Raw genomic sequence first — 23,924 nt, 5'->3', positions numbered from 1 at the left:
TCTATGAGCCACGTCACCGGCGGGCGGGCCTCACCAGCGGCCCAGGCGGGCGTTGAGCACGGCCAGGGCGGCCGGGCCCGCGGTCGAGGTGCGCAGCACGGTGTCGCCGAGCACGACGGGCGCGGCTCCGGCGTCGGCCAGCACGGCGAGCTCGTCGTCGGCGATGCCGCCTTCGGGCCCGACCACGAGCACGATGTCGCGGGTGTCGCCGGGTTCCCACTCCAGCGTCGACAGGCGCACCCGGCCGGTCGGTTCGAGCACGAGCACACGGGATGCCGCAGCCGAAGCCGCGATCTGACGGGTCGTGGCGACCTCGGCCACCTCGGGGATCCACGCCCGGTGGGCCTGCTTGGCGGCCTCGCGCACGATCGTCTGCCACCGAGCCCGACCTTTGGCGGCCTTGGCGGCGTCCCACCGCGACACGCTGCGCGCCGCCTGCCACGGCACGATGCCGTCGACGCCGAGCTCGGTGGCCGCCTGCACGGCCATTTCGTCGCGGTCACCCTTGGCCAGGGCCTGCACGAGCACGATCCGCGGTGAGGCGGCCGGCACCTGCCGGCGGCCGGTGACCTGCACCTCGACCTGCTTCGGGTCCGCCTTCGTGCACCGACCGGTCAGCCACACCCCGTGCCCGTCGCCGAGGGTGACCTGCTCACCGGCACGCACCCGGCGCACCGCACTGGCATGGTGCGCCTCGGCCCCGGTGAGCGTGACCACATCGCCGACGGCCGCGGCCGTGGCATCCGTCGTCACGAAGTGCAGGGCCATCGCTCAGCTGTTCCGGAACCGATCGCGCAGCCGGGCGAACAGTCCCTGCTGGAACTCGGCGAGCTTGGGCGCGGGGGCCTTGGTCTTCTGCTTGAAGTCCTCGATGAGGGCCCGTTCCTTGGCGTCGAGCCGAGTCGGGGTGACCACGTGCACACCCACCCGCAGATCGCCGCGCTGTGAGCCGCGCAGCGGCGTGATACCGCGGCCCTTGATCGTGAGCACGTCGCCGCTTTGCACTCCCGGACGGATCTCGAGGTCGACCGGGCCGTCGAGGGACTCGATCGTCGTCGTGGTGCCGAGGATCGCGTCGGGCATCGAGACGTCGAGGGTGGCCAGCAGGTCGTCGCCCTCGCGGCTGAACACCTCGTGCACCGCGACGTTCACCTCGATATACAGGTCGCCGTTCGGGCCGCCCGCCGGTCCCACCTCGCCCGAGCCGGGCAGCTGCAGCCGCAGCCCGGTCTCGACCCCGGCGGGGATGTCGACCGCGACCGTGCGACGCGCGCGCACCCGCCCTTGGCCCTGGCAGGTGGCGCACGGGTACGGGATGGTGGTGCCGTAGCCCTGGCAGACGGTGCACGGGGCGCTGGTGACCACGTTGCCGAGCAGGCTGCGCACGGTGCGCTGCACGTGGCCGGTGCCGTGGCAGATCTCACAGGTCACCGGCGACGTGCCCGGCTGGCAGCACGAGCCGTCACAGGTCTCACACAACACCGCGGTGTCGACCTCGATCTCACGGTGGGTGCCGAAGACGACGTCCCCCAGTTCGAGCGTCACCCGCACCAGGGCGTCCTGGCCGCGCTCGCGGCGCGACCGGGGCCGGGCACCGCGCCCGCCGCCGGCGGCGCCGAAGAACGTCTCGAAGATGTCGCCGAAGCCGCCGAATCCGCCGGCCTGACCGAACGGCGAGTCGCCGCCCATGTCATAGCGGCGGCGCTGCTCGGGGTCGCTGAGCACGTCGTAGGCGTGCGTGACGAGCTTGAACTTCTCTTCGGCGCCCGGCCCCGGGTTCACGTCGGGGTGCAGTTCGCGCGCCAGGCGCCGGTACGCCTTCTTGATCTCGTCCGGCGACGCGTCGCGCGACACGCCGAGAACCTCGTAGTGGTCCTGATCAGCCACAATCGCCTTCCTGCCCGGGTTCGCCGCCCGGTCTCATAGGTGGGGTCACCGTCCGCTCACGGTCCGTTCGACGTCCGCTCAGTGCGAGGCGTCGTCGTCCTCGAGCAAACGGCTCAGATAATGCGCGACGGCTCGCACCGCCGCGAGATTGGTCGGGTAGTCCATGCGCGTGGGCCCCAGCACGCCCACGCGGGCGCGGGAGCCGGTGGCGTCGTAGTCTCCGGTGACGATGGATGCCTCGGCCAGTCCGAACGGTTCGTTCTCGCGTCCGATCGACGCGGCCAGGCCCTCATGGTCGGCGACCATCTCGCTCATCAACCGCAGCAGCGTGACCTGCTCTTCGATCGCCTCGAGCAGCGGGTAGATGCTGCCGCGGAAGTCGGCTTCGCTGCGGGCGAGGTTCGCCGTGCCGCCCATGATGAGCCGGTCCTGGCGGAACTCCTCGAGTTCTTCGCCGACCACGCGCAGCACGGCCTCGAGCGCTCCGCCCAGCCGGGTGGGCGACGCGGGCTCGGCCAGGGTGGCCGCGACCGTCTGCGCGCCGTCGCGCACGCTGCGGCCGGTGACCACAACCGAGACACGGGCCCGCAGCTGGGCGATGTCGCCCTCATCGAGCCCGTCGGGCAGCGGGATGATCCGCTGCGAGACCCGCCCGGTGTCGGTGACGACGATCACCAGAAGCCGCCCGCCCAGATCGACGATCTCGACGTGCGAGACGTTCGCCTGCGCGAACGACGGGTACTGCACGATCGCGACCTGCCCGGTCAGCCGGGTGAGGGCCCGCACCGTGCGGGCGAGCACATCGTCGAGGTCTGCCGAACCGTCCAGGAAGGTGGTGATCGCCGTCTGCTGGGCGGACGTGAGCGGGCGGATGCGCGCGAGGTGATCGACGAACACCCGGTAGCCCTTGTCGGTGGGCACGCGGCCCGACGAGGTGTGCGGGGCGGCGATGAGCTGTTCGTCCTCGAGCAGCGCCATGTCGTTGCGGATCGTCGCCGCCGACACGCCGAAGGCATGCCGGTCGACGATGCTCTTGCTGGCGACCGGTTCGCGCGTCTCCACGTAGTCCTGCACGATGGCCTGGAGGACCTGCAGTCCGCGTTCGCTGACCATGGCGCTCCCTCCGCTCTGCTGGCACTCACCCGTTCTGACTGCCAATTCTACCGAGTGCGGCGGTGCACTCGCTGAAGCGCGCAGGCGGCTGCGTCTGCTCGGCCGGCGCAGCCCGGCCGACTCACCCCGGTCCCTGGGCTCGTTAGGTCGGTCGCGTCGGTCGGATCAGTCCGTGAGCGCCCGGACGACGGCATCCGCCAGCAGCCGGCCCTTCAGCGTCGGCACGATCCGCCCCCGGACGGCGGCGGCGCCGTCGACGAGGCCGACGGCGATGAGGGATGCCACGGCCTGCCGCCGGTCGTCGGCGAGCTCGGCGACCGGCATCCCCTCCCGGATGCGGGTGCGTAGCAGCACCTGCTCGAGTCGGCGGGCGTGCGCATCCGGCCGCTCCCGCCCCGCGGCCGGGGAGTCACCGGCCGTCAGCCGCTGCGCGTAGGCGGCCGGGTGCTTCACGTTCCACCAGCGCAGGCCCGCGACGTGGCTGTGGGCGCCCGGCCCGAAGCCCCACCAGTCGTGCCCGCGCCAGTAGGCGAGGTTGTGGCGGGAGCGGTGCGCGTCGCCGCGCGCCCAGTTCGACACCTCGTACCAGGCGAAGCCCGCGGCATCCAGCATCCGGTCGGCCAGCTCGTACATGTCGGCCTGCAGGTCGTCGTCGGGCGCGGGCGCCTCGCCGCGGCGGATCTGCCGGGCCAGCTTGGTGCCGTCCTCGACGATGAGCGCGTACGCCGAGACGTGGTCGGGCGCCAGGGCGATCGCGGTCTCGAGCGAAACGCGCCAGTCGTCGAGCGTCTCGCCCGGAGCGCCGTAGATCAGGTCGCAACTGACGTCGAGCCCGGCGGCACGGGCGGCGGCCACGGCGGTGCTCACGTTCGCCGGGTCGTGGGTGCGGTCCAGGGCCGCCAGCACGTGCGGTACGGCGGACTGCATGCCGATCGAGAGCCGGGTGACCCCGGCGTCTGCGAGCGCGGTGGCCGTGGCATCCGTCACCGTGTCGGGGTTGGCTTCGACCGTGACCTCGGCGTCGGGCGCGAGCCCGAACGCGTCGCGCACACCGTCGAGCATGCGGGCCAGGTCGCCCGGCGGCAACAGCGTCGGCGTGCCGCCGCCGAGAAAGACGGTGGATGCCGGGCGCAGCGCGTCGGCGTCGGCCAGTACGCGCCGGGCCAGGTCGACCTCGCGCAACAGGGTGTCGGCGTACTGGTCCTGGCGGGCGCCGCGCAGCTCGGTGGCGGTGTAGGTGTTGAAGTCGCAGTAGCCGCAGCGCACCCGGCAGAACGGCACGTGCAGGTACGCGCCGAAGGGCGCGTGTACGTCGATCGGCAGGTCGGCGGGCAGGGCGCCGTCGGCGGGGGCCGGATCGCCGAGCGGAAGCGCGGAGCCCATCAGGCCGGCGTGGCGTACAGCGGCGAGATCGCGCGCAGGTACCGCTGGAACAGGGCCTTGCGACGGCGGGTGATCAGGGGCGGCAGCACCTTGTACAGCACGGCGCGCGGCGCGTCGAACGCACGCACCGTGAACCAGACCTCGTCGTTCTCGTACCAGTCGACCATGAACGACTCTTCGCCGCTGACGACCGAGTCGCCGACGGTGCCGAGCGCGAACCCGACGCGGCGCGGCTCTTCGATCGCGAAGATGACCCGCAGCTCGGCGTCGGCCCGCAGGCCGGCGACGCGGCCGTGCAGGCGGATCGTGGTGCCCGAGCCGACCCACGGCGTGCCGTCGGCGTCGAAGCGCTGGTCGGCCTCGAGCTTGCTGGGCGCGATCGGGTGCCCCTCGGCGTCGAAGCTCACCCCCGAGTACATCGGTCCGGCCGCCGGCCGCACATCCGAGACCGAGAGTCCGCCGTCGCGTTGGGCGCGCCACGACAGCAGGGCGTCCGACGCGGTGCGAAAGCGCTCTTCGCCGCTGCCGATGCGCCAGGACTCCTGCGCGGGGCGACTGCGCTCCGGCGGGTACTGCATGAGATCGGGCGCCTGCGTCGCTCCGACGGCTGCGTAGTCCACCGTCTCATCACGGAAGGTCCCTCGACGCATGGGGTTCAGCCTAGCGAGGCGACGCTGAGAGCCGCGTGCACGCGCGGGCCGTGGCATCCTGAACCCGGTGCCGTTCACACGACCGCGCCTCTTCGCTGCGCCCCGTTCACACATCTGCGCCTGTTCGCTGCGACTGCGCCACCGATCGACGGCGCAGTCGCCGATATCAGGCGCAGTCGTGTGACGTCGACGGATGCCGCGGCCCGGCGCCCTGCACGCGGACCCGCACCTGCGTCACCTGGGCGGGTGACCACCGCCGGGCACCACGAGCCCGAGCTCGTAGGCGGCGATCACCGCCTGCACCCGGTCGCGCAGCCCGAGCTTGGACAGGATGCGGCTGACGTGCGTCTTCACGGTGCCTTCCGACACGTGCAGCCGCGCCCCGATCTCGACGTTGCTCAGCCCCTGCGCGAGCGCGGCCAGCACGTCCCTTTCCCGCTCGGTGAGCGCGGCGAGCCGCCCGTCGTCGGTCGCGTGCGGCGCACGCGCCACGTACTCCTCGACCAGGCGACGGGTCAGCGCCGGCGCCAGCAGCAGGTCGCCGCCCGCGACCTGCCGGATCGCGGCGATGATCTGCTCGGGGCCGGCGTCCTTCAGCAGGAACGCGCTCGCCCCCGCGCGCAGCGCGGCGTACACGTACTCGTCCAGGTCGAACGTGGTGAGCATCACCACCCGGGTCGCGGGGGCGGCCGCGAGGATGCCGGGGACGGCGCGGATGCCGTCGACGCCCGGCATCCGGACGTCCAGCAGCATCACGTCGGGCCGGTGCGCGCGGGCCAGCGCGATCGCCTCGGCGCCGTCCGCACCCTCGCCGGCCAGGCGCAGGTCGGGCTGCGACTCCACCGCCATGCGCAGCCCCGCTCGGATGAGGGGCTGATCGTCGACGATCGCGACCGAGATCATGCCGGCCGCTCCGGGAGCCCCGCCGTGATGACGAAGCCGCCGTCCGGGCGCGGCCGCGCCTCGAGCGTGCCGCCGAGCGCCGCCACCCGCTCGCGCAGGCCGGCCAGTCCCCGGTTTCCGCCGGGGACGGATGCCGCGGCCCGCCCCGGCGCGCTGGACACCTGCACGCACAGCCCGCCCGAGAGCTCGCGCCGCACGCTCACGTCGGTCTCGACCGCTCCGGCGTGCTTGAGCACGTTCGTGAGCCCCTCCTGCACGACCCGGTAGCCCGCCAGCTGCACCCCGGCGGCAACCTGCCCGAGCCCGGCGTCGACATGCAGCCGCACCGGAAGGCCGAGCCCCCGCATCCGCTGCACGAGCCCAGGCAGATCGGCGAGGACCGGCTGCGGCGCGGCGGCCGCGGCATCCGTCCCCTCGCCCGCCCGATCATCGGCGCCCGCGTCGTCGAGCACCGCGAGCAGCGTGCGCAGCTCGCCGAGCGAGTCCTGCCCGAGCCGTTCGATGCGGCCGAGCGCCTCGACCGCGGCCTGCGGATCGTGCGCGGCGGCGAGCCTCGCGCCGCCGGCCTGCAGCACGATCACCGTGATGGTGTGCGAGATCACGTCGTGCAGCTCGCGGGCGATGCGAGTGCGCTCGCGGCGGCGCGCCCGGTCCTCGGCGACCGCCCGTTCGGCCGCCTCCTGCACGGCGCGCAGCCGGTACGCCGCCCAGCTGCGGGTCAGCAGCCCGAGCGCGAACGCGGCCGCGACCAGGAACGAGTTGTAGACGACGTCGCCGGCGTCGCGCAGCTCGGCGAACTCCCACGGCAGCACCACCATGCCCGCCGCGCTCAGCGCCAGGCCGATCAGCGCCCACCGCAGCCGCAGGTGCCGCGCGCACGAGTACGTCGCGATCAGCCACACCGCGAACTCGTCCCAGTAGGTCAGCGAGGTCGGCCACACCAGCGGCGGCACGAACACCAACAGCAGGATCGCGACGAGCACGGCCAGCGGCCACCGCCGCCGCAACAGCAGCGCCGCACAGCAGAGCGCACCCGGGATCAACGCGGTCACCGTCGGGGCGTCGCCCACCGGGATGGCGAACGCGCCGGTGAAGACGTCGAGCAGCCCCAGCGCGAGCAGCACCGCCGGCGGCGCCACGTCGTACACGACGTCCCGCCCGTGCCGCGCCCACCAGCCTCGGCGCTCGCCGTCCATGCGTTCACGGTACTGCCTGGGCGGCGACGGGCGCGTCCGTCCTGCGACAGACCCGCATCCGTCTCGGGACAGACACGTTGCGGCCGTGCGGCGGACGCGCCGGTCGGATGCCGCCGCCTACCGTGGGCGTGCCCCGGCCGAGCGGGCCGGGCGATGGGAGGCAATCATGGGATGGACACGCACGGACGCCGCACGGCGGTGGATCGTCGTGGTCGGTCTGGTCGTCGGTCCGCTGCTGGCGGCGGTGTCGGTGGCGATCGGGCTCGGCGTGGACGGGGACGACATGCGCGCGCAGTTCGCGAGCATGGGGGCGCACGCGACGACGGTGCTCGCGCAGGATGTGCTCGAGACAGTGGGGTTCGTGCTGGTGCTCGCGTCGCTGGCAGGGGCGGCCGGGGCGCTGCGCACCCGCGGCGGGGTGCTCGGCACGATCGGCGCGGCGCTCGCGGTACCGGGGATCGCCGGCTTCGCGATCTCGAACGCGACGGGGCTCGCGATCGTGGCGCTGGCGCAGCAGCCGGATCAGGATGCCGCGTTCCGCACCGCGATGGCGATCAGCGGCGACGGGGCGCTGGCCACGATGGGCACGGTCGGGTTCGTGCTCGAGATCCTCGCCCAGCTCGGCATGCTGCTCGTGATCCTCGGGCTGGTTCGGGCGCGGCTGGTGAGCGTGTGGGTGCTGCCGATCGTCGTGGTCGGCATCGCGGTCAACGCCGTCGTGGGGACGATGGCGGCCACGCTCGCGGCCGACGTGCTGCTGTTCGCGGCGTGCACTTGGATCGCGGTGCGGATCGCCCGGTGCGCTCCGGCGCAGTGGCTCGGCGTCGCGGTCATCCCGGCGTCCGCTGGGACGGAACGGGAGGCCGTGCCCGGCGTCGCGTGAACGTCGCGGCGCGGGCCGCGCGGCGCGTGAGCGTGCCGGGCGGCCGGGCCGCGGCATCCTGAACCCGCAGTCCACACGACCGCGCCTGTTCGCTGCGACTGCGCCACCGATTTTCGGCGCAGTCGCTGATTACAGGCGCAGTCGTGTGACGGCGACGGATGCCGTGGGTCCGCCCCCGCTACTTCTTGTCTTTGCCCTCGACGTCGCCCGAGAGCGCGGCGATGAATGCCTCCTGAGGGACCTCGACACGCCCGACCATCTTCATGCGCTTCTTGCCCTCCTTCTGCTTCTCGAGCAGCTTGCGCTTGCGGGTGATGTCGCCGCCGTAGCACTTGGCGAGCACGTCCTTGCGGATCGCGCGGATGTTCTCGCGGGCGATGATGCGCGCGCCGATCGCGGCCTGGATGGGCACCTCGAACTGCTGCCGCGGGATGAGCTTGCGCAGCCGCTCGGTCATCATCGTGCCGTACGCGTACGCCTTGTCGCGATGCACGATCGAGCTGAACGCGTCGACCCGCTCGCCCTGCAGCAGGATGTCGACCTTGACCAGGTCGGCCTCCTGCGACCCGTTGGGCTCATAGTCGAGCGAGGCGTAGCCCTGGGTGCGGCTCTTGAGCTGGTCGAAGAAGTCGAACACGATCTCGCCGAGCGGCATGTTGTAGCGCAGCTCGACGCGTTCCTCCGAGAAGTACTCCATGCCCAGCAGGCTCCCCCGCCGGCTCTGGCACAGCTCCATCACAGCGCCCACGTAGTCCTTGGGCAGCAGGATCGCCGCTTTCACCATCGGCTCCGACACGCTCGCCACCCGCCCGTCGGGGTATTCGCTCGGGTTGGTGACGGTCACCGTGTCGCCGGTGTCGGTGGTGACCTCGTAGACGACGCTCGGGGCGGTGGTGATCAGGTCGAGGTCGAACTCGCGCGCCAGTCGCTCGGTGACGATCTCGAGGTGCAGCAGGCCCAGGAATCCGCAGCGGAACCCGAAGCCGAGGGCGACGGATGTCTCGGGCTCGTACACCAGCGCGGCGTCCGACAGCTTCAGCTTGTCGAGGGCCTCGCGCAGCTCGGCGTAGTCGCTGGCGTCGATCGGGTACAGCCCCGAGAACACCATCGGCTTGGGGTCGGTGTATCCCGCCAGGGCCGCGGCTGCGGGCTTGCGCGCGTCGGTGACGGTGTCGCCCACCTTGGACTGGCGCACGTCCTTCACGCCGGTGATGAGATAGCCCACCTCGCCCACGCCGAGGCCCCGGGTGGGCACCGGCTCGGGGCTCGACACGCCGATCTCGAGCAGCTCGTGCGTGGCTTTGGTCGACATCATCTGGATGCGCTGCCGCGGCTGCAACCGCCCGTCCACCATCCGCACGTAGGTGACCACGCCGCGGTAGGCGTCGTACACCGAGTCGAAGATCATCGCGCGGGCCGGGGCATCCGCGTCACCGGTGGGCGCCGGGATCTCGGCGACGATGCGATCGAGCAGTTCTTCGACGCCCTGACCGGTCTTGCCCGACACGCGCAGCACGTCATCGGGGCTGCCGCCGATGAGGTTCGCGAGCTCGGCGGCGAAGCGGTCGGGGTCGGCGGCGGGCAGATCGATCTTGTTCAGCACCGGGATGATGTGCAGGTCGTTCTCCAGCGCCAAGTACAGGTTCGCGAGCGTCTGCGCCTCGATGCCCTGCGCGGCGTCGACCAGCAGGATCGCGCCCTCGCAGGCGGCCAGCGACCGCGACACCTCGTAGGTGAAGTCGACGTGCCCGGGGGTGTCGATCATGTTCAGGGCGTACGTGGCGGATGCGGTGGCCCACGGCATCCGCACCGCCTGGCTCTTGATGGTGATGCCGCGCTCGCGCTCGATGTCCATGCGGTCGAGGTACTGGGCGCGCATGTCGCGGTCCGAAACCACTCCGGTGATCTGCAGCATGCGGTCGGCCAGCGTCGACTTGCCGTGATCGATGTGGGCGATGATGCAGAAGTTGCGGATCAGCTCCGGGGGCGTCTGCGACGGCTCGAGGGGCGTGGTGGCGCGTGGTGACATGTCCCGTCGATTCTACGGGGGCGGCTGCCCGGATCCGGCCCGGGACCGTCGTAGCCTGGACGGCATGACGGTGCAGGTGGTGCTGGTGCACGGCATCCGCACCTCCGCGACGATGTGGCGCGCCCAGGTCGAGCACCTGCACGCCGCGGGCATCCCGGCCACGGCGGTGGACCTGCCGGCGCACGGCACACGCATGACCGAGCCGTTCACGCTCGATGCGGCGTTCGCGACGATCGATCAGGCGGTGCAGGATGCCGCCGGCCGGGGCCCGGTGCTGCTGGTGGGCCATTCCATGGGCGGGCTGTTGTGCACCGCGTACGTCGGCGCCGAGCATCCGCCGCCGGTGGCCGCGTACATCGCCGCCTCGTGCACGGCGATCCCCCGCGGTGCGGGGCTGGCCGCCTACCGCTGGCTGGCCCGCAGCATGGACGGTCTGCCCGACCACGGCCAGTGGCTGGCCGACCGGGTGTTGCAGCTGACGCTGCCCGAACAGACCCGGCGGGACTTCGGTGCCGGCGGCTACGCGTTCGCCGCGCAGGACGTGGCGCTGAAAAGCCTCTCGGTGCTCGACCTGGTGGCGGCGCTGCGGCGCATCCGCATCCCGATGTGGTTCGTGAACGGCCAGTACGACCAGTTGCGCGTCAACGAGCGGCTGTTCACCTCTCTGGTGCCCCATGCCGAGCTGATCGTGGTGCCGCGCACCACACACCTGGTGACCGCAATGCGTCCGCGCGTGTTCAACGCCGTGCTGGATCTGGCCGTCGCGACGATCGAGACTCGCGCGCGAGCCCCGAGATGAGTCCGCCGGCCGCCGACAGCACGGTGCTGACGATCAGCAGCAGCCAGAACCCGCCCACCAGGGCGACCAGCCCGGCACCGACCAGTGGGCCGACCAGCTGGCCGAGCGCGGCGGACGTGTTGACCAGACCCAGGTCGCGCGCGTGGTCGTCGGGATGCGGCAGCCGGTCGGCGGCGAACGCGAGGCCGACGGTCGAGAACGCGCCGTAGCCGACGCCGAGCACCGCTGCGGCGACCATGGTCGTGGTCAGCGACGGGGCGACGAGGATCACGATCGCCGCGAGCGCCTGTACGAGTGCCGACAGCACGGTCAGGCCGCGCCGTGCTCCGGTGCGGTCGGACCGCCACCCGGCGAGCACCGAGGCGAGCACGACGAACACGGTGTAGACCACGATCACCAGCAGCAGGTCGTCTTCGGCCTGTGCCTTCTTCTCGCCCAGTCCGTACATCAAGAAGAACAGGAACAAGGTCGTCGGCAGCGCATTGCCGACGTTCGTGACGAAGCGCCCCGCCACCACCCAGGCGAAATCACGGTCGCGCAGTGATTCCCACGGCACACCCCGACGTTCGCGTGCGGGCCGTTGCACGGCATCCGGTTGCGGGTCGGGTAGGGCCGCGGCTGTGACCGTGCCGACCACGGCGATGAACACAGCGAGGGTGAGATAGCCGGCCAGCACGGTGAGACCGAGCAGCACCACGGCCCCCACGCCCAGCACGATGCCCACCGCCTGCGACGAGCTCGCCGCCGCCGAGGCGCCGCCGCGCTGCGACTCGGGCAACTGGTCGGCGATCAGCGCGGTGAACGCGGCGGATGCCACGGCGATGCCGATCGACACCCCGGTCCACGCCAGGCCGATCGGCCACGGCCCCTCGGCGAGTCCGGTGAGCACCAGGCAGGCGGCGGCCAGCCAGCTCGCCCCGACCGCCCAGGGGCGGCGGCGGCCCCAGCGCGAGCGGGTGCGGTCCGAGAGCGCGCCCGACAACGGCCCGGCGATGACACCGGCCAGCCCGCCGACCCCGAGCACGATGCCCGAGTAGACGACCCCGTACACCCAGGTGCCGGCGCCCCCGGGGGTGTCGAGCTGGTCAGGCAGCAGCAGCTGCACCGGGGTGAGCTGCACGGTCCAGATCGCCAGCCAGGCGAGGGTGAACAGCACGAACCAGGCTCTGCCGACCTTCGCACCGGTGGTGTTCATGCGTCGGCCTGCGCGGTCTCGGCCCGCGCGGTCCCGGCCTGCGCGATCAGCGTGCGGTACCAGTCGAAGGATGCCTTCGGGGTGCGCTGTGAGCTGGTCTGGTCCACGTGCACCAGGCCGAATCGTTGCGTGAAGCCGTCAGCCCACTCGAAGTTGTCCAGCAGCGACCAGACCGTGTACTCCTGCACGGCCACACCCGCGTCGATCGCGTCGGCGACGGCGGCGATGTGGCCGGCGAGGTAGTCGATGCGGTCGGCGTCGTCGACACGGACGGCCCCGTCGGGCTCGGGGAACGACGCCCCGTTCTCGGCGATCACCACCGGCGGCAGCTGCGCGCCGTAGCGTTCGCGCAGGTCGAGGAGCAGGTCACGCAGCGCGGGCGGGTCGATCGGCCATTCCGGGCCGAACCCGGTGACCGGCACGCCGGGCGTGGGCACGATCTCGAACGGCAGCGGGCCGGGCTCGGTCGCGGCGGTCACGGTCGTGGGGTTGTAGAAGTTCACCGCATAGACGTCGATCGACGACGCGATCGCCTCGAGGTCGCCGTCGTGCACGGGCATCGGCGGCAGCCCGAACTCGGCGACGTCGGGGTACGTGCCCGACAGCAGCGGATCGGCGAACAGCCTGTTGTGCAGCAGGTCGTACGTCGCCGCCGCCGCGTGGTCGGCGGGGGTGTCGTGCCGGGGCCGCACCAGGGTGTGGTTGTTGGGCAGCCCGATCTGGTCGGCGCCGTGCCCGCGCAGCAGCGCCGCGGCACGGGCGTGGGCGAGCAGCTGGTGGTGCACCGTCGGCAGGGCGTCGAACAGCAGGTGTTTGGCGGGGGCCAGGGTGCCGATGCCATAGCCCTGCAGCGTCATCGATGCGGGCTCGTTGATCGTGTACCACTGCCGTACCCGGTCACCGAGTCGGGCGGCGACGATCTCGGCGTAGTCGGCGAACCGCTCGACCATGTCGCGCGACATCCAGCCACCGGCATCCTCGAGCTGCTGCGGGTGATCCCAGTGGTAGAGCGTGGGGAACGGTGTGATGCCGGCGTCCAGCAGCGCGTCGACGCACCGGTCGTAGTGGTCGAGACCGAGCGGGTTCGCCGCGCCGCGCCCGTCGGGCTGGATGCGCACCCACGACAGTGAGAACCGGTACCGGTCCACACCCAGCCGCTGCAGCAGGGCGACGTCATCGGCCCACCGGTGGTAGCTGTCGGGCCCGGGCTCGGCGGTGCTGCCGTCGGCGACCCAGCCGGGGACCTCGACCTGGACGTCCCAGATGCTGCGGCCGCGGCCGTCGGCATGGCGGGCGCCTTCGATCTGGAAGGCGGCGGTGGCGGTCGACCAGCGGAAGCCGGCCGGAAATCGGCGGGCGAGCGCGATCGGATCTGCGATGGGGGGCATCGTTCTCCTCGGACAGCGTTGTGCGAGTGCGGATGTCTCGATCATGGTGCACGCCGACGCGGCCCGCCACTCGGCGCGCGGTACCGGTGCACGGCCGCCTGGCGCACGGGCGCGCAGGCGTTTGCTGGTAGACTCGCTGATTGGCTTGCGTGTGGGTTTTTCCCGCACACGCCGAACGGCGCCCCTCTCGTGCCGGACGGCACTCAACCGATCACCTGAACGAAAGAACGTCCACACGTGGCAAACATCAAGTCGCAGATCAAGCGCAACAAGACCAACGAGAAGGCGCGCGAGCGCAACAAGGCCGTCAAGAGCGAGCTGAAGACGCTGGTACGCCGCACCCGCGAGGCCGTCGCCGCCGGCGACAAGGCCACCGCCGAGAAGGCGTTGGCCCACGCGTCGCGCAAGCTCGACAAGGCCGTGAGCAAGGGTGTCATCCACCGCAACCAGGCCGCGAACCGCAAGTCGGCGATGGCCAAGCAGGTCGCCTCGCTCTGAGCGCGTGACGCCGAGTCGTCCGAAGCCCGTCCCCTTGTCGGGGGCGGGCTTCGTGGTCACCGGCCGAGCCGTTCCGGTCGGGCCGCCGTGCGGGTGGTGACGGGGCCGGCGTGAAGCCGGCGGTTCAGCCGCCGAACGGCGCGCGGGTGGCGATCACGGTGATCATGCGTTCCAGCGCGAACACCGGGTCCCGCGAGGCGCCTTTGACCTCGGCATCCGCCCGTGCCGTGGCCTGGATGGCGCGGCCGAGGCTCTCTTCGTTCCACCCCGAAAGGTCACGCCGCGCCCGGTCGACCTGCCAGTCCTTCATGCCGACCGCGGCGGCGATCTGCGCCGACGGGCCGCGTCGCCCGGCGACCCGCGCCATGGTGCGCAGCTTCATCGCGACCGCCGCCACCAACGGCACCGGATCAGCGCCGGATGCCAGCGCGTGCCGCAGCGCGATCAACGCGTCGCCGTAACGCCCCGCGATGGCCGTGTCGGCGACGGTGAAGGCGGATGTCTCGACCCGACCACCGTAGTAACGCTCGACGACCTCGACGGTGACGTCACCCGGCACGTCGGCGATCAGCTGCTGGCAGGCGGCGGCCAGCTCGGTGAGGTCGTCGGCGAACGCCGAGACCAGTGCGCGCAGCGCGGGGGCGGCGATCCGCTTGTGCGCGGCCTGGAACTCTCCAGCCGCGAAGTCATGCCGGTCGGCGTCACGTTTCACCGCAGCGCACGGCACCTCCACTCCCCCGCCGGTGCCCGACCGGATGGCATCCAGAAGCTTCTTGCCGCGCACGCTCGCACCGGTGTGACGCAGCACGACGGTGGCTCCGTCCTGCGGGTGGTCGAGATAGGCGAGCGCCTCGGTGAGGAACGCGTCGCTCGCCTTCTCGACGCCGGTGACCCGCACCAGGCGCGGCTCGCCGAACAGCGACGGCGAGGTCAGCGCCATGAGCGTGCCGGCCTCGTAGTCGTCGGCACGCAGGTCCGACACCTCGAGGCTCGGGTCTTCGGCGCGCAGGTAGTCGCGCACCGCTGCGATCGCCCGCTCAGCGCACACGTCCTCCGGCCCCGACACCAGCACGATCGGCGCCGGCTGCGGGCTGCGCCAGTCCAGCTGCGGAATGGCCGCGCGCGCCGATCCTTGAGAGCGTGTGGACGTGCGGCGCGGTGGCATGCGTCCAGCCTATCCGCGGCCTGCGACAGCCGGCGGCGCCCGTTCCCGCCACACCTGAAGCCGGTCGCCGTCGACACCGACGGTCACGACACCGTCCTGGTCGGTGCGCGCCACGACGTAGCCGTCGGCGTGCAGGAACTGCAGTGTCGGTGCCCGTGGATGCCCGTAGTCGTTGTGCGCGCCGACCGAGATGACCGCCACTGTGCCGGCCAGCAGGCGGTACAGATCCGGAGACTGGTCGGCACTGCCGTGGTGGGCGACCTTCACCACCGCGTACGGCGGCCGCAGCACTCCGCTGGCGGCCAGCGCGCGCTGCGCGGTGGCGTCCAGATCCCCGAGGAAGACGGCCGGCGGCACGCCGCCGCCGCGGATGTCGACGGTGACGCTGGACTGGTTGCCCGGCCCGAACGCGCGGTCGCCTGCCCGCGGCCACAGCACCGTCCAGGTCGCGCCGCCGAGCACACCCGTCATCCCGGCACTGGCATCGACCACCTCGGCCCCACCGGATGCCGCCTCGGCGAGGCGGCGCCGGTCGGAGGCCCCGTCGGGCGGCCCGTGCAACACCCGTACGGCCAGTGGTGCCGCCGCCTCCAACCCGCCGATGTGGTCGAGGTCGTAATGGGTGAGCACGAGCAGGTCGATGCGGCCGATGCCGAAGCGGTCGAGGCAGGCCTTCAGCAGCGCCGGGTCGGGTCCGGTGTCGATGAGCGCGATCGCACCGGCCGACCTGACGAGCAGGGCATCGCCCTGCCCGATGTCACAGGCGGCGATCGCCCAGTTCGCGGGCAGGGTCAGCGGCCCGGCGACCGTGCGGGTGGCGGCAGTCCCTGTGCACACGCCGATGACCACGGCGACGCCCGCCGCCGACACGCGCCGCAACAGCCGCGCGAACCTGCCCGCACCCGGCGGCAGCAGCAGCACCGTGACCGCCGCACCCATCACTGTCAGCGCGATCGCCCCGGCGACACCCTCGGGCCAGGGCACCGCCGCGGCCGGCAGCTCGGTCGCCGTGAACGCGGTGGCGCTGATCCAGGCCGCCGGAAGCCAGGTGAGCGCGACCAGCCCGGATCCCAGCGGCGCGAGCACGGGCGCGGCCACACACGCGGCCAGCCCGAGCACGGTGGCGATCGGTGCGGCGGGGGCGGCGAGCAGGTTGGCGGCGACGCCGTAGAGCGGCACCGTGGGGTTGATGAGCACGAGCCATGGCCCGCAGGCGAGTTGCGCGGCCAGTGGCACCGCCAGGCCGAGCGCGATCGCTCGCGGCAGGACGCGGCCCATTCCGGCCGCCAGCGGCGCGGCGAGCACGAGCAGGGCGGCGGTGGCGGCCACCGACAGGGCGAAACCGAGCGAGCCGCTCAGCCACGGGTCCAGCAGCAGCGAGCCGGTGACCGCCGCGCACAGCAGCGCCACGCCGGTGCCGCGACGCCCCAGCAGCACCCCGAGCATGGCGATGGCCGCCATCGCGGCCGCGCGCACGACGCTCGGCTCCGGCGTGACCAGCAGCACGAATCCGGCCAGGGCGAGCAGCCCCGCCAGCACGCGGATCGCTCGGCGCGCGCCGCACAGTGCCGCCGCACCGAACGCGAGACCGACCACGATGGCGCAATTGGCGCCCGAGACCGCGGTCAGATGCGACAGCGAGCTCGCCTTCATCGCGGCATCCAGTTCGACGCTCACCCCGCCGGTGTCGCCCACCGCCAGCCCCGGGATCAGCCCCGCGGCCGGCTCGGGCAGCCCCTCGGTGGCGCGCGCCAGCGCGTGCCGCATGCCCGCCGCGACCGCGGCCGGTCCCTGTGGCTGCGCGACGACGGTGATCTCGCCCGATGCGCGAACGACCAGCACCGCGCGCCTGCCCGGATCGGTGCGCATCGCGGTGCCGGCCACGACCACCCGCGCGCCCACGTCGGGCCGGGTGTCGTCGACGCGGATCGAGACGGGCACGTCGACGCGGTGGCGTTGCGTGCCGATGTCGATCTCGTCGGCGACGGCGTCGAACGCGATGTCGCCACGCGCGGTGCGCTCGGCCTTGCCCTGCACCGTCGCGTGCACCACGATCGCCCGTCCGCCGCCGACGGCGAGGTGTGCGGCGGCCTCGCGCGCCGGCATGGTGAGGGCGACGTGGGATGCCGCGGCCGCCGCCAGTGCGAAGGCGACGGCCGCGATGGCCCACAGTGTGTGCCACCGCCGCCCGGCCCCGACGGCGAGCACGAGCACCAGCACCCCGACCGTCGCCCACAGCGCGAGGGCGATGGGACCGGCCGCGGCCGGCAGGTACACGGCGGCGGCGCAGGCCGCCCACGCCGCGGCCGCGACGGGCACCAGCCGCAGGTCGCGCACGCGCATCTCACACCGTCACCAGGTCGCGCAGCGATTCGAGCATCTTCTCGCCGATGCCCGGCACCGCCAGCAGGTCTTCGACGCTGGTGAACCGGCCGTTCTGGTCTCGCCAGGCGATGATCCGCTGCGCGAGCGCCGGGCCGATGCGCGGCAGGGTGTCGAGCGCGGCCTGGTCGGCGGTGTTCAGGTCGACCTTTCCGCCGGGCGACGACGTTCCGCCCGTGGCCGTGCCCGCTCCGGTCGCGGCCGCGGCCTTCTGCTCTTCTTCGGTGGGCACCGACAGCTGCTCGCCGTCGTCGAGCACTTGGGCGAGGTTCACCCCGTCGCGCGCAGCGCCGTCGGCGAAACCGCCCGCGGCGGCGACGGCGTCCATCACCCGCGATCCGGTGGGGAGCACGTACAGTCCCGGTTGCCGCACCGCCCCCGAGACGTGCACATAGACCCGTCCGGGAGCCAGCGTGGCCGACGCGGTGGGTGTGCTCGGCACCGTCTGGGTGCTGCCGCTTCCGGTGCCGCGCAGGATGCCGATCAGCACGGTGACCGCCAGCGCCGCCAGGACGACGACCACCACGGCGCCCGCACCGAGCCGGTGTCGTGCGGACGCCCGCGGTTCGAGGTCGGCAGGCGGCACCGCACCACGCTATGCGCGGCCGGTGCCCCGCCGGCGGCCGGGAGCCCGATCAGTGGAGAACCGACCGCCCGTCCCCGGCTGTGCAGGAACGGGCGCAGGTCCGGTCCGGACGCTACTTGGTGCTGAAGCTGACGACCTTTGGCGCCCGTACGATCGCGCGGGTGATGGCGCGGCCGTCCAGCGATCGCAGCACCCGCTCGTCCGCCCGGGCCAGCGCCTCGAGTGCGTCGCCGTCGATGTCTGCGGGCACCTCGAGGGTGGCGCGCACCTTGCCGTCGATCTGCACGATCGCGGTCACGGTCTGCTCGACCAGCAGCGCGGTGTCGGCATCGGGCCATACCGCCAGCCCGACGAACGGTTCGTGTCCGAGCACCGCCCACATCTCCTCGGCGGTGTGCGGGGCGATCATGTCGAGCACCTGGGCGACGACCTCAGCCGCCTCACGCACCGCGGGGTCGGCACCACCGGCACCGGTGTCGATCGCCTTGCGCGTCGCGTTCACCAGCTCCATCAGCCGGGCGACGACGACGTTGAACTTCGTCTGCTCGATCAGCCCCGGAGCATCCGCCAACAATCGGTGGGTGACCCTGCGCAGCGCCGCATCGCCTCGCGCGGAATCGACCCCCGCAGGAGCGGTCACGTCGTGCGCGAGCCGCAGGGCGCGGGCGAGGAACTTCGTGGCGCCCGTCGTCGAGACGTCGTTCCAGTCCTTGTCGTCCTCCACCGGGCCGGCGAACGCCAGCGCCACGCGCAGTGCGTCGGCGCCGTGCGCGTCCAGCTCCTCTTGGAACAGCACCAGGTTGCCCTTCGACTTCGACATCTTGGCGCCGTCGAGGATCACCATTCCTTGGTTGATCAGGCTCGAGAACGGTTCCTCGAACTCGACCAGCCCCATGTCGTGCAGCACCTTGGTGATGAACCGGGCGTACAGCAGATGCAGGATCGCGTGCTCGACACCGCCGATGTAGAAGTCGACGGGTGCCCACTTCGCCGCCTGTGCAGGCGGGAACGCCTCGAGTGCCGACCCCGGCGAGAGGAACCGCAGGAAGTACCACGAGCTGTCGACGAACGTGTCCATGGTGTCGGGGTCGCGCCGGGCGGGCCCACCTGTGGCGGGGTCGACGGTCGTCACCCATTCGGTGGCGGCGCCCAGCGGCGACGATCCCTTCGGCTTCAAGTCGAGCCCGGTCACCTCGGGCAGGCGCACCGGCAGCTGGTCTTCGGGCACCGGCACGATGCGGCCGTCGTCGGTGTGGATCATCGGGATCGGCGTGCCCCAGAACCGCTGCCGCGAGATCAGCCAGTCGCGCAGCCGGAACGTCGTGGCGGCGCGGCCGGTGCCGCGGCGCTCGAGCTCGGCGATCATGCCGGCGATGGCATCCTTCTTGCCCAGCCCGTCCAGGCTGCCGGAGTTGACCATGCGTCCCTCGCCGGCCAACGCGACGCCGGTGACCGCCGGGTCGAGGTCGTCGAGGGATGCCTCATCGTCCGCCGTCGTGTCGACCACGACCCTGATCGGCAGACCGAATGCCCGGGCGAAATCCAGGTCGCGCTGGTCGTGCGCGGGCACCGCCATCACCGCGCCGTGACCGTAGTCGGCCAGCACGTAGTCCGCCGCCCAGATCGGCAGTCGCTCGCCGTTGACCGGGTTGATCGCGTAACGCCCCAGGAACACACCCGTCTTCGGCCGGTCGGTGCTCTGCCGCTGAATGTCGGTCTGCTTCTGCACCTGATCGAGATATGCCTCAAACTGCATACGCACGTCGGCGGGGGCTTCGGTGACCAGTTCCGCGGCCAGGTCGGAGTCGGGCGCCACGACGAAGAAGGTCGCGCCGTACAGGGTGTCGGGCCGGGTCGAGAACACGGTCACCTTCTCGGCGCGGCCCTCGATCTGAAAGTCGATGTCGGCGCCGGTGGACCGGCCGATCCAGTTGCGCTGCATCTGCAGCACCTTGCTCGGCCAGTGCCCCTCGAGGGTGTCGAGATCGTCGAGCAGCCGGTCGGCGTAGTCCGTGATGCGGAAGTACCACTGCGTGAGCTTCTTCTTCACGACCTCGGCGCCGCACCGCTCGCAGTGCCCGTCGACGACCTGCTCATTGGCGAGCACGGTCTGGTCGTTCGGGCACCAGTTCACGGGGCTGGATTTGCGGTAGGCGAGCCCGCGCTCATAGAGCCGCTGGAACAGCCACTGGTTCCAGCGGTAGTACTCGGGGTCGGAGGTGTGCAGCACCCGGCTCCAGTCGAACGAGACGCCGTACTGCCGGAAGCCGGCCTTCTGCTGGTCGATGTTCGCGTACGTCCACTCCCGCGGGTCGGCGCCGCGCAGGATCGCCGCGTTCTCGGCGGGCAGGCCGAACGAGTCCCATCCGATGGGGTTGAGCACGTTGTGGCCGCGGTGCCGCCAGTAGCGGGCGACGATGTCGGAGTAGAGGTAGTTCTCGGCGTGCCCCATGTGCAGATCGCCCGAGGGGTAGGGGAACATCGCCAGCACGTACTTGCGCGGTCGGGTGTCGTCGTCGTGCGCGCGGAACGGGTCGCGCTCCTCCCAGAGCCGCTGCCACTTCGCCTGGATCGCGTGCGGATCGTAGCCGCCCTCGTCCGGGGCGGCGGTCTCGATGGAGGTGGTCTGTGACACGAAGGGAGCCAATCGCAAGAAGTCGGGATGCCGCGGAAAACCCGCACCTTTCAGGGTACCCGACGCCCCGGCATCACCCCGAGCGCCCGAGCCTGAGCCGTCCCAGCGAGTGCCGGGCGTCACCACCCGTCGGGCACCGCGGCACCGAGCGCCGCCAGGGGCGCCCGCGCCTTGACGCCCACCTCGGCGACCTCGGCAGCGGCGACCGAGCGCCAGGTGATCCCTCCCCCGGCGCCGACGTACGCGCCGTGCGGGTGCACGACGATCGAGCGGATCACCATCGCCAGGTCGAGATCGCCGCCGACGTCCACCCAGCCGAAGCACCCCGAGTACACGCCCCGCGGCCCGCCCTCGAGCCGGTGCAGGTTCGTCATCGCCGACAGCTTCGGCGCGCCGGTCATGCTGCCGGCCGGGAACGCCGCCGCCAGCAGATCGCCCACTGTGACGTCGTCCCGCAGCCGTCCGGCGACGGTGCTCACCAGCTGGTGCACGGTCGGGTAGGTCTCCACCTGCAGCAGGCTCTCCACGTGCACCGAGCCCGACCGGCACACCCGGGACAGGTCGTTGCGCATCAGGTCGACGATCATGACGTTCTCGGCCTGCTCCTTGGGGTCGGCGGCGAGCTCGGCCGCGAGCGCCGCGTCGGCCGCGGCATCCCGCCCCCGTGGTCGGGTGCCTTTGATCGGCTGGGTGCGCACCGTGCCCGACTCCACCTGCAGGAACCGCTCCGGGCTGGCGCTCAGCAGCGCCACCGGTCCGCTGCGCACGAACCCGCCGTGGTGGGCGCCGGATGCCGCGCGCAGCGCCAGGTATGCGGCCACCGCGTCGACCTGACCCGGCACCTCGAACCGGGTGGTCAGGCACAGCTGGTACGCGTCACCGGCGCGGATCGCGTCACGGCACCGCCCGATGAGCGCCGCGTACTCGTCCGGCGTGTGCCGCCCGGTCGCGGTGCGCGCCGGCGGGGCCGCCGGCAACGCCGGCGCCGGGTCGGCCGGGTCGATCTCGCCACCGATGCGCATCGTGCGGCGTGCATGATCGAACACCGCGATGCCCTGCACCCGCAGCCACAGCTCAGCGGGAACATCCGCGTGGTCGGTGGCCGCCGGGGCACCTGCGGCTTGTGCCCCGGTCTCGTAACCGACCCAGCCGACCCAGCCGGCCGGGTCGACGCGGTCGCCGGTGCCACCGGCATCCGCCCCGCAGCGCACGGCCCGCACCCGGAACGGGTCGTCGGGCCTCCCCCACCCGATCGCGCTGAGCCCGAAGGCGGCGTGCGGCCCGGCATCGAGCCAGAACACGTCACGGTGCCGCGCGGCGAGGGCGCGGAAGAGGTCGTCCGGCCCGCGCCAGGGCGCGGCGCGGGTCGGCAGGGTCCGAAGCACCTTCCCAGGCTAGAGCGACCGGACGTCCGTAAGCTCGACGGAGTGAACGAGGTGCTCACCGGGATCCTCGATGCCGTGCAGAGCGTCGATCCGGTGCTCCGCGTGCTCATCGCCGGCGCCGCCATGTTCTTCGAGACCAGCATCCTGCTGGGGCTGTTCGTGCCCGGCGACACGATCGTGATCGTCGCGGCCACTGCGGTCACCGACCTGTGGCAGGGCGTGTGGCTGGTACTGGCGGTGATCGCCGGATCGCTCGCCGGCGAGAGCGTCGGGTTCTGGCTGGGACGCGTGCTCGGCCCCCGCATCCGGCACTCACGCCTGGGTCGCTGGATCGGCGAGACGCACTGGCAACGCGCGGAACGCTACCTCGAGCGCCGCGGCGGCATCGCCGTTTTCGTGTCGCGGTTTCTGCCGGTGCTGCATTCGCTGGTGCCGATGACGGTCGGCATGAGCGGGTTCCGGTACCGGCGGTTCATCGCGTGGACGGCCCCGGCCTGCACGCTGTGGGCGGTGTTGTATGTGACGGTGTCGAGTCTGGCCGCGGGCACGTACCGCGATCTGGCCGACCAGTTGCACTTCGCCGGCTACATCTTCATCGGTGTGATGGTGCTGTTCCTGGTGGCGGTGATCGTCGCCAAGAAGATGATCCAGCACATCGAGCGCCGACACCTGGGCGAGGCTGTGCCGGCGACGGATGCCTCGGCCCGCGGCGACGCGACCGATCCGGCCGCATCCGACTCCCCCGGCATCCGGGCGCACCGGCACGGTGCGGACGCGGCACCGGGCGTGGGAGACTGACCCGGATGCCCGACAACACCTCCGCTCCGCGCGGTGCCCGCTGGCCGGCGCGCCTGGAGTACCGCTTCCACGCCTGGCGCGAGCGTCGCGCACGCCGCAAGGGACTGGTGCCGACGGTGGCGACCTTCCCCGGCTACGGGTCCCAGAACTGGGTGCGCGTGCTCGGCCGGGTGCTCATCACACCGCCGGCCCGCAAACGCGAAGACGGCGAGTACGCGTCGGTGCGAGGGTGGCGCAGCTTCGTGTCGGTGCCGATCGGGTTCGCGCAGGTCACGGTCACCGTCGACGGTATCGCGCACGACGTCGTGGCCGACCGGGGTGGCGTCGTCGACACCGTGCTGCCGGCATCCCTGACCGCCGGCTGGCACAGCATCTCGATGTCGGTCGAAGACGGGGCGCCCGTCGACTCGCGCGTGTTCGTCGTGGGCTCCGACGTGCGGTTCGGGGTGGTCTGCGACATCGACGACACCGTGATGGTCACCACGCTGCCGCGGCCGTTCGTGGCGGCGTGGAACTCGTTCGTCGTCGACGAGCATGCCCGCCAGCCGGTGCCGGGCATGTCGGTGCTGCTCGAGCGGCTGGTGCGCGAGAGCCCCGGCTCGCCCATCGTGTACCTGTCCACCGGTGCCTGGAACGTCGGGCCGACCCTGTTGCGGTTCCTCGGCCGGCACCTGTTTCCGCCGGGCGCGCTGTTGCTCACCGACTGGGGACCGACCCACGACCGCTGGTTCCGCAGCGGCACCGAGCACAAGACCTCGAACCTGGCTCGCCTGGTCGAAGAGTTCCCCCAGGTGCGCTGGCTGCTCGTCGGCGACGACGGCCAGCACGATGACGCGATCTACACCGAGTTCGCCGGTGCCCACCCGCACAACGTGGCCGGGGTGGCGATCCGCCGGCTCTCGTCCACCGAGGCGATGTTCGCCGGAGGCCGCACCACCGTCGACGACCACTCCGCATCGCAGGTGCCCTGGGTGACCGGGGGCGACGGCGCCGCCCTCCTGGAACGCCTCAAAGAGGCCGGTGTGATCGGCGCCTGATCCCCGGTCGCG

General features: G+C 72.2%; 20 protein-coding genes. 5 read left to right on the top strand and 15 right to left on the bottom strand.

Annotated elements, in window-relative coordinates:
- Positions 1–30 precede the first annotated feature (30 nt).
- From H577_RS0107625 to H577_RS15555, 7 genes are all read right to left on the bottom strand, one after another.
- Positions 31–768: a 16S rRNA (uracil(1498)-N(3))-methyltransferase gene (locus H577_RS0107625; RefSeq protein WP_029145461.1), complete on the bottom strand. Its 738-nt coding sequence runs from the start codon at positions 766–768 to the stop codon at positions 31–33.
- 3 nt (positions 769–771) lie between these two features.
- On the bottom strand, positions 772–1,887 hold the full coding sequence (dnaJ, locus tag H577_RS0107620) for a molecular chaperone DnaJ (RefSeq protein ID WP_036284142.1): 1,116 nt from the start codon (positions 1,885–1,887) through the stop codon (positions 772–774).
- 78 nt (positions 1,888–1,965) lie between these two features.
- Complete coding sequence (gene hrcA / locus H577_RS0107615) at positions 1,966–3,000, bottom strand: heat-inducible transcriptional repressor HrcA (protein WP_029145459.1); 1,035 nt, start codon at positions 2,998–3,000, stop codon at positions 1,966–1,968.
- A 165-nt stretch (positions 3,001–3,165) separates the two neighbouring features.
- Positions 3,166–4,383: a radical SAM family heme chaperone HemW gene (gene hemW / locus H577_RS0107610; RefSeq protein WP_029145458.1), complete on the bottom strand. Its 1,218-nt coding sequence runs from the start codon at positions 4,381–4,383 to the stop codon at positions 3,166–3,168.
- Positions 4,383–5,033, bottom strand: coding sequence for a DUF1990 domain-containing protein (locus tag H577_RS0107605; RefSeq protein ID WP_029145457.1), 651 nt, complete (start codon positions 5,031–5,033; stop codon positions 4,383–4,385). Before H577_RS0107605 ends, hemW begins: the two co-directional genes overlap by 1 nt.
- Positions 5,034–5,267: 234 nt before the next feature.
- On the bottom strand, positions 5,268–5,936 hold the full coding sequence (locus H577_RS0107600) for a response regulator (protein ID WP_029145456.1): 669 nt from the start codon (positions 5,934–5,936) through the stop codon (positions 5,268–5,270).
- Positions 5,933–7,132, bottom strand: a complete 1,200-nt coding sequence (locus tag H577_RS15555) for a sensor histidine kinase (RefSeq protein ID WP_051191856.1) — start codon at positions 7,130–7,132, stop codon at positions 5,933–5,935. The genes H577_RS0107600 and H577_RS15555 overlap by 4 nt, the downstream gene beginning before the upstream one ends.
- A gap of 166 nt (positions 7,133–7,298) precedes the next feature.
- Between H577_RS15555 and H577_RS0107590 the strand changes: the two genes are divergently transcribed.
- Complete coding sequence (locus H577_RS0107590) at positions 7,299–8,015, top strand: hypothetical protein (RefSeq protein ID WP_029145455.1); 717 nt, start codon at positions 7,299–7,301, stop codon at positions 8,013–8,015.
- A gap of 178 nt (positions 8,016–8,193) precedes the next feature.
- Here H577_RS0107590 and lepA read toward each other — a convergent pair whose 3' ends face one another.
- Entirely contained in the window at positions 8,194–10,044 is a 1,851-nt protein-coding gene (gene lepA / locus H577_RS0107585) for a translation elongation factor 4 (protein WP_029145454.1), read from the bottom strand.
- A 64-nt stretch (positions 10,045–10,108) separates the two neighbouring features.
- Between lepA and H577_RS0107580 the strand changes: the two genes are divergently transcribed.
- Complete coding sequence (locus H577_RS0107580) at positions 10,109–10,843, top strand: alpha/beta fold hydrolase (protein ID WP_029145453.1); 735 nt, start codon at positions 10,109–10,111, stop codon at positions 10,841–10,843.
- Here the strand turns inward: H577_RS0107580 and H577_RS0107575 are convergent.
- Together H577_RS0107575 and H577_RS15550 are read right to left on the bottom strand one after the other, a co-directional pair.
- Entirely contained in the window at positions 10,782–12,038 is a 1,257-nt protein-coding gene (locus tag H577_RS0107575) for an MFS transporter (RefSeq protein ID WP_029145452.1), read from the bottom strand. The two genes, H577_RS0107580 and H577_RS0107575, sit on opposite strands and share 62 nt — an antisense overlap.
- A complete protein-coding gene (locus H577_RS15550) occupies positions 12,035–13,426 on the bottom strand; it encodes a GH1 family beta-glucosidase (protein WP_051191855.1) in 1,392 nt (463 codons plus the stop codon). The genes H577_RS0107575 and H577_RS15550 overlap by 4 nt, the downstream gene beginning before the upstream one ends.
- A 237-nt stretch (positions 13,427–13,663) precedes the next feature.
- On the opposite strand from H577_RS15550, the gene rpsT reads away from it, so the two are divergent.
- Positions 13,664–13,924: a 30S ribosomal protein S20 gene (rpsT, locus tag H577_RS0107565; RefSeq protein WP_029145451.1), complete on the top strand. Its 261-nt coding sequence runs from the start codon at positions 13,664–13,666 to the stop codon at positions 13,922–13,924.
- A gap of 124 nt (positions 13,925–14,048) precedes the next feature.
- Here rpsT and holA read toward each other — a convergent pair whose 3' ends face one another.
- From holA to pabB, 5 genes are all read right to left on the bottom strand, one after another.
- Positions 14,049–15,089, bottom strand: coding sequence for a DNA polymerase III subunit delta (gene holA / locus H577_RS0107560; RefSeq protein WP_029145450.1), 1,041 nt, complete (start codon positions 15,087–15,089; stop codon positions 14,049–14,051).
- A gap of 9 nt (positions 15,090–15,098) precedes the next feature.
- Positions 15,099–17,432, bottom strand: a complete 2,334-nt coding sequence (locus H577_RS15545) for a ComEC/Rec2 family competence protein (RefSeq protein WP_036284134.1) — start codon at positions 17,430–17,432, stop codon at positions 15,099–15,101.
- A gap of 1 nt (position 17,433) precedes the next feature.
- Positions 17,434–18,057 (bottom strand): ComEA family DNA-binding protein, encoded by a 624-nt coding sequence (locus H577_RS0107550; protein WP_029145449.1) that lies wholly within the window; start codon positions 18,055–18,057, stop codon positions 17,434–17,436.
- 112 nt (positions 18,058–18,169) lie between these two features.
- Entirely contained in the window at positions 18,170–20,692 is a 2,523-nt protein-coding gene (leuS, locus tag H577_RS0107545) for a leucine--tRNA ligase (RefSeq protein WP_029145448.1), read from the bottom strand.
- A 119-nt stretch (positions 20,693–20,811) separates the two neighbouring features.
- Positions 20,812–22,077, bottom strand: coding sequence for an aminodeoxychorismate synthase component I (gene pabB / locus H577_RS0107540; protein ID WP_029145447.1), 1,266 nt, complete (start codon positions 22,075–22,077; stop codon positions 20,812–20,814).
- A 42-nt stretch (positions 22,078–22,119) separates the two neighbouring features.
- On the opposite strand from pabB, the gene H577_RS15540 reads away from it, so the two are divergent.
- Positions 22,120–22,875, top strand: coding sequence for a DedA family protein (locus H577_RS15540; RefSeq protein WP_084515953.1), 756 nt, complete (start codon positions 22,120–22,122; stop codon positions 22,873–22,875).
- A gap of 5 nt (positions 22,876–22,880) precedes the next feature.
- Positions 22,881–23,912 carry an App1 family protein phosphatidate phosphatase gene (locus H577_RS0107530; protein ID WP_029145446.1) on the top strand — a complete coding sequence of 344 codons (1,032 nt, stop codon included), beginning with the start codon at positions 22,881–22,883 and terminating at the stop codon, positions 23,910–23,912.
- Positions 23,913–23,924: the final 12 nt, after the last annotated feature.

The organism is Microbacterium luticocti DSM 19459 (assembly GCF_000422405.1).
GTDB classification, from domain to species: domain Bacteria; phylum Actinomycetota; class Actinomycetes; order Actinomycetales; family Microbacteriaceae; genus Microbacterium; species Microbacterium luticocti.
This window is presented reverse-complemented; position numbering and strand designations above follow the sequence as displayed.

Coding starts and splice junctions, on each gene's coding strand:
- hemW (WP_029145458.1), bottom strand. CDS start 4,383: ATGGGCTCCGCGCTTCCGCTCGGCGATCCGGCCCCCGCCGACGGCGCC.
- holA (WP_029145450.1), bottom strand. CDS start 15,089: ATGCCACCGCGCCGCACGTCCACACGCTCTCAAGGATCGGCGCGCGCG.
- H577_RS15545 (WP_036284134.1), bottom strand. CDS start 17,432: ATGCGCGTGCGCGACCTGCGGCTGGTGCCCGTCGCGGCCGCGGCGTGG.
- H577_RS0107625 (WP_029145461.1), bottom strand. CDS start 768: ATGGCCCTGCACTTCGTGACGACGGATGCCACGGCCGCGGCCGTCGGC.
- hrcA (WP_029145459.1), bottom strand. CDS start 3,000: ATGGTCAGCGAACGCGGACTGCAGGTCCTCCAGGCCATCGTGCAGGAC.
- H577_RS0107605 (WP_029145457.1), bottom strand. CDS start 5,033: ATGCGTCGAGGGACCTTCCGTGATGAGACGGTGGACTACGCAGCCGTC.
- H577_RS0107575 (WP_029145452.1), bottom strand. CDS start 12,038: ATGAACACCACCGGTGCGAAGGTCGGCAGAGCCTGGTTCGTGCTGTTC.
- H577_RS0107590 (WP_029145455.1), top strand. CDS start 7,299: ATGGGATGGACACGCACGGACGCCGCACGGCGGTGGATCGTCGTGGTC.
- H577_RS15555 (WP_051191856.1), bottom strand. CDS start 7,132: ATGGACGGCGAGCGCCGAGGCTGGTGGGCGCGGCACGGGCGGGACGTC.
- lepA (WP_029145454.1), bottom strand. CDS start 10,044: ATGTCACCACGCGCCACCACGCCCCTCGAGCCGTCGCAGACGCCCCCG.
- H577_RS15550 (WP_051191855.1), bottom strand. CDS start 13,426: ATGCCCCCCATCGCAGATCCGATCGCGCTCGCCCGCCGATTTCCGGCC.
- H577_RS0107530 (WP_029145446.1), top strand. CDS start 22,881: ATGCCCGACAACACCTCCGCTCCGCGCGGTGCCCGCTGGCCGGCGCGC.
- H577_RS0107580 (WP_029145453.1), top strand. CDS start 10,109: ATGACGGTGCAGGTGGTGCTGGTGCACGGCATCCGCACCTCCGCGACG.
- H577_RS0107600 (WP_029145456.1), bottom strand. CDS start 5,936: ATGATCTCGGTCGCGATCGTCGACGATCAGCCCCTCATCCGAGCGGGG.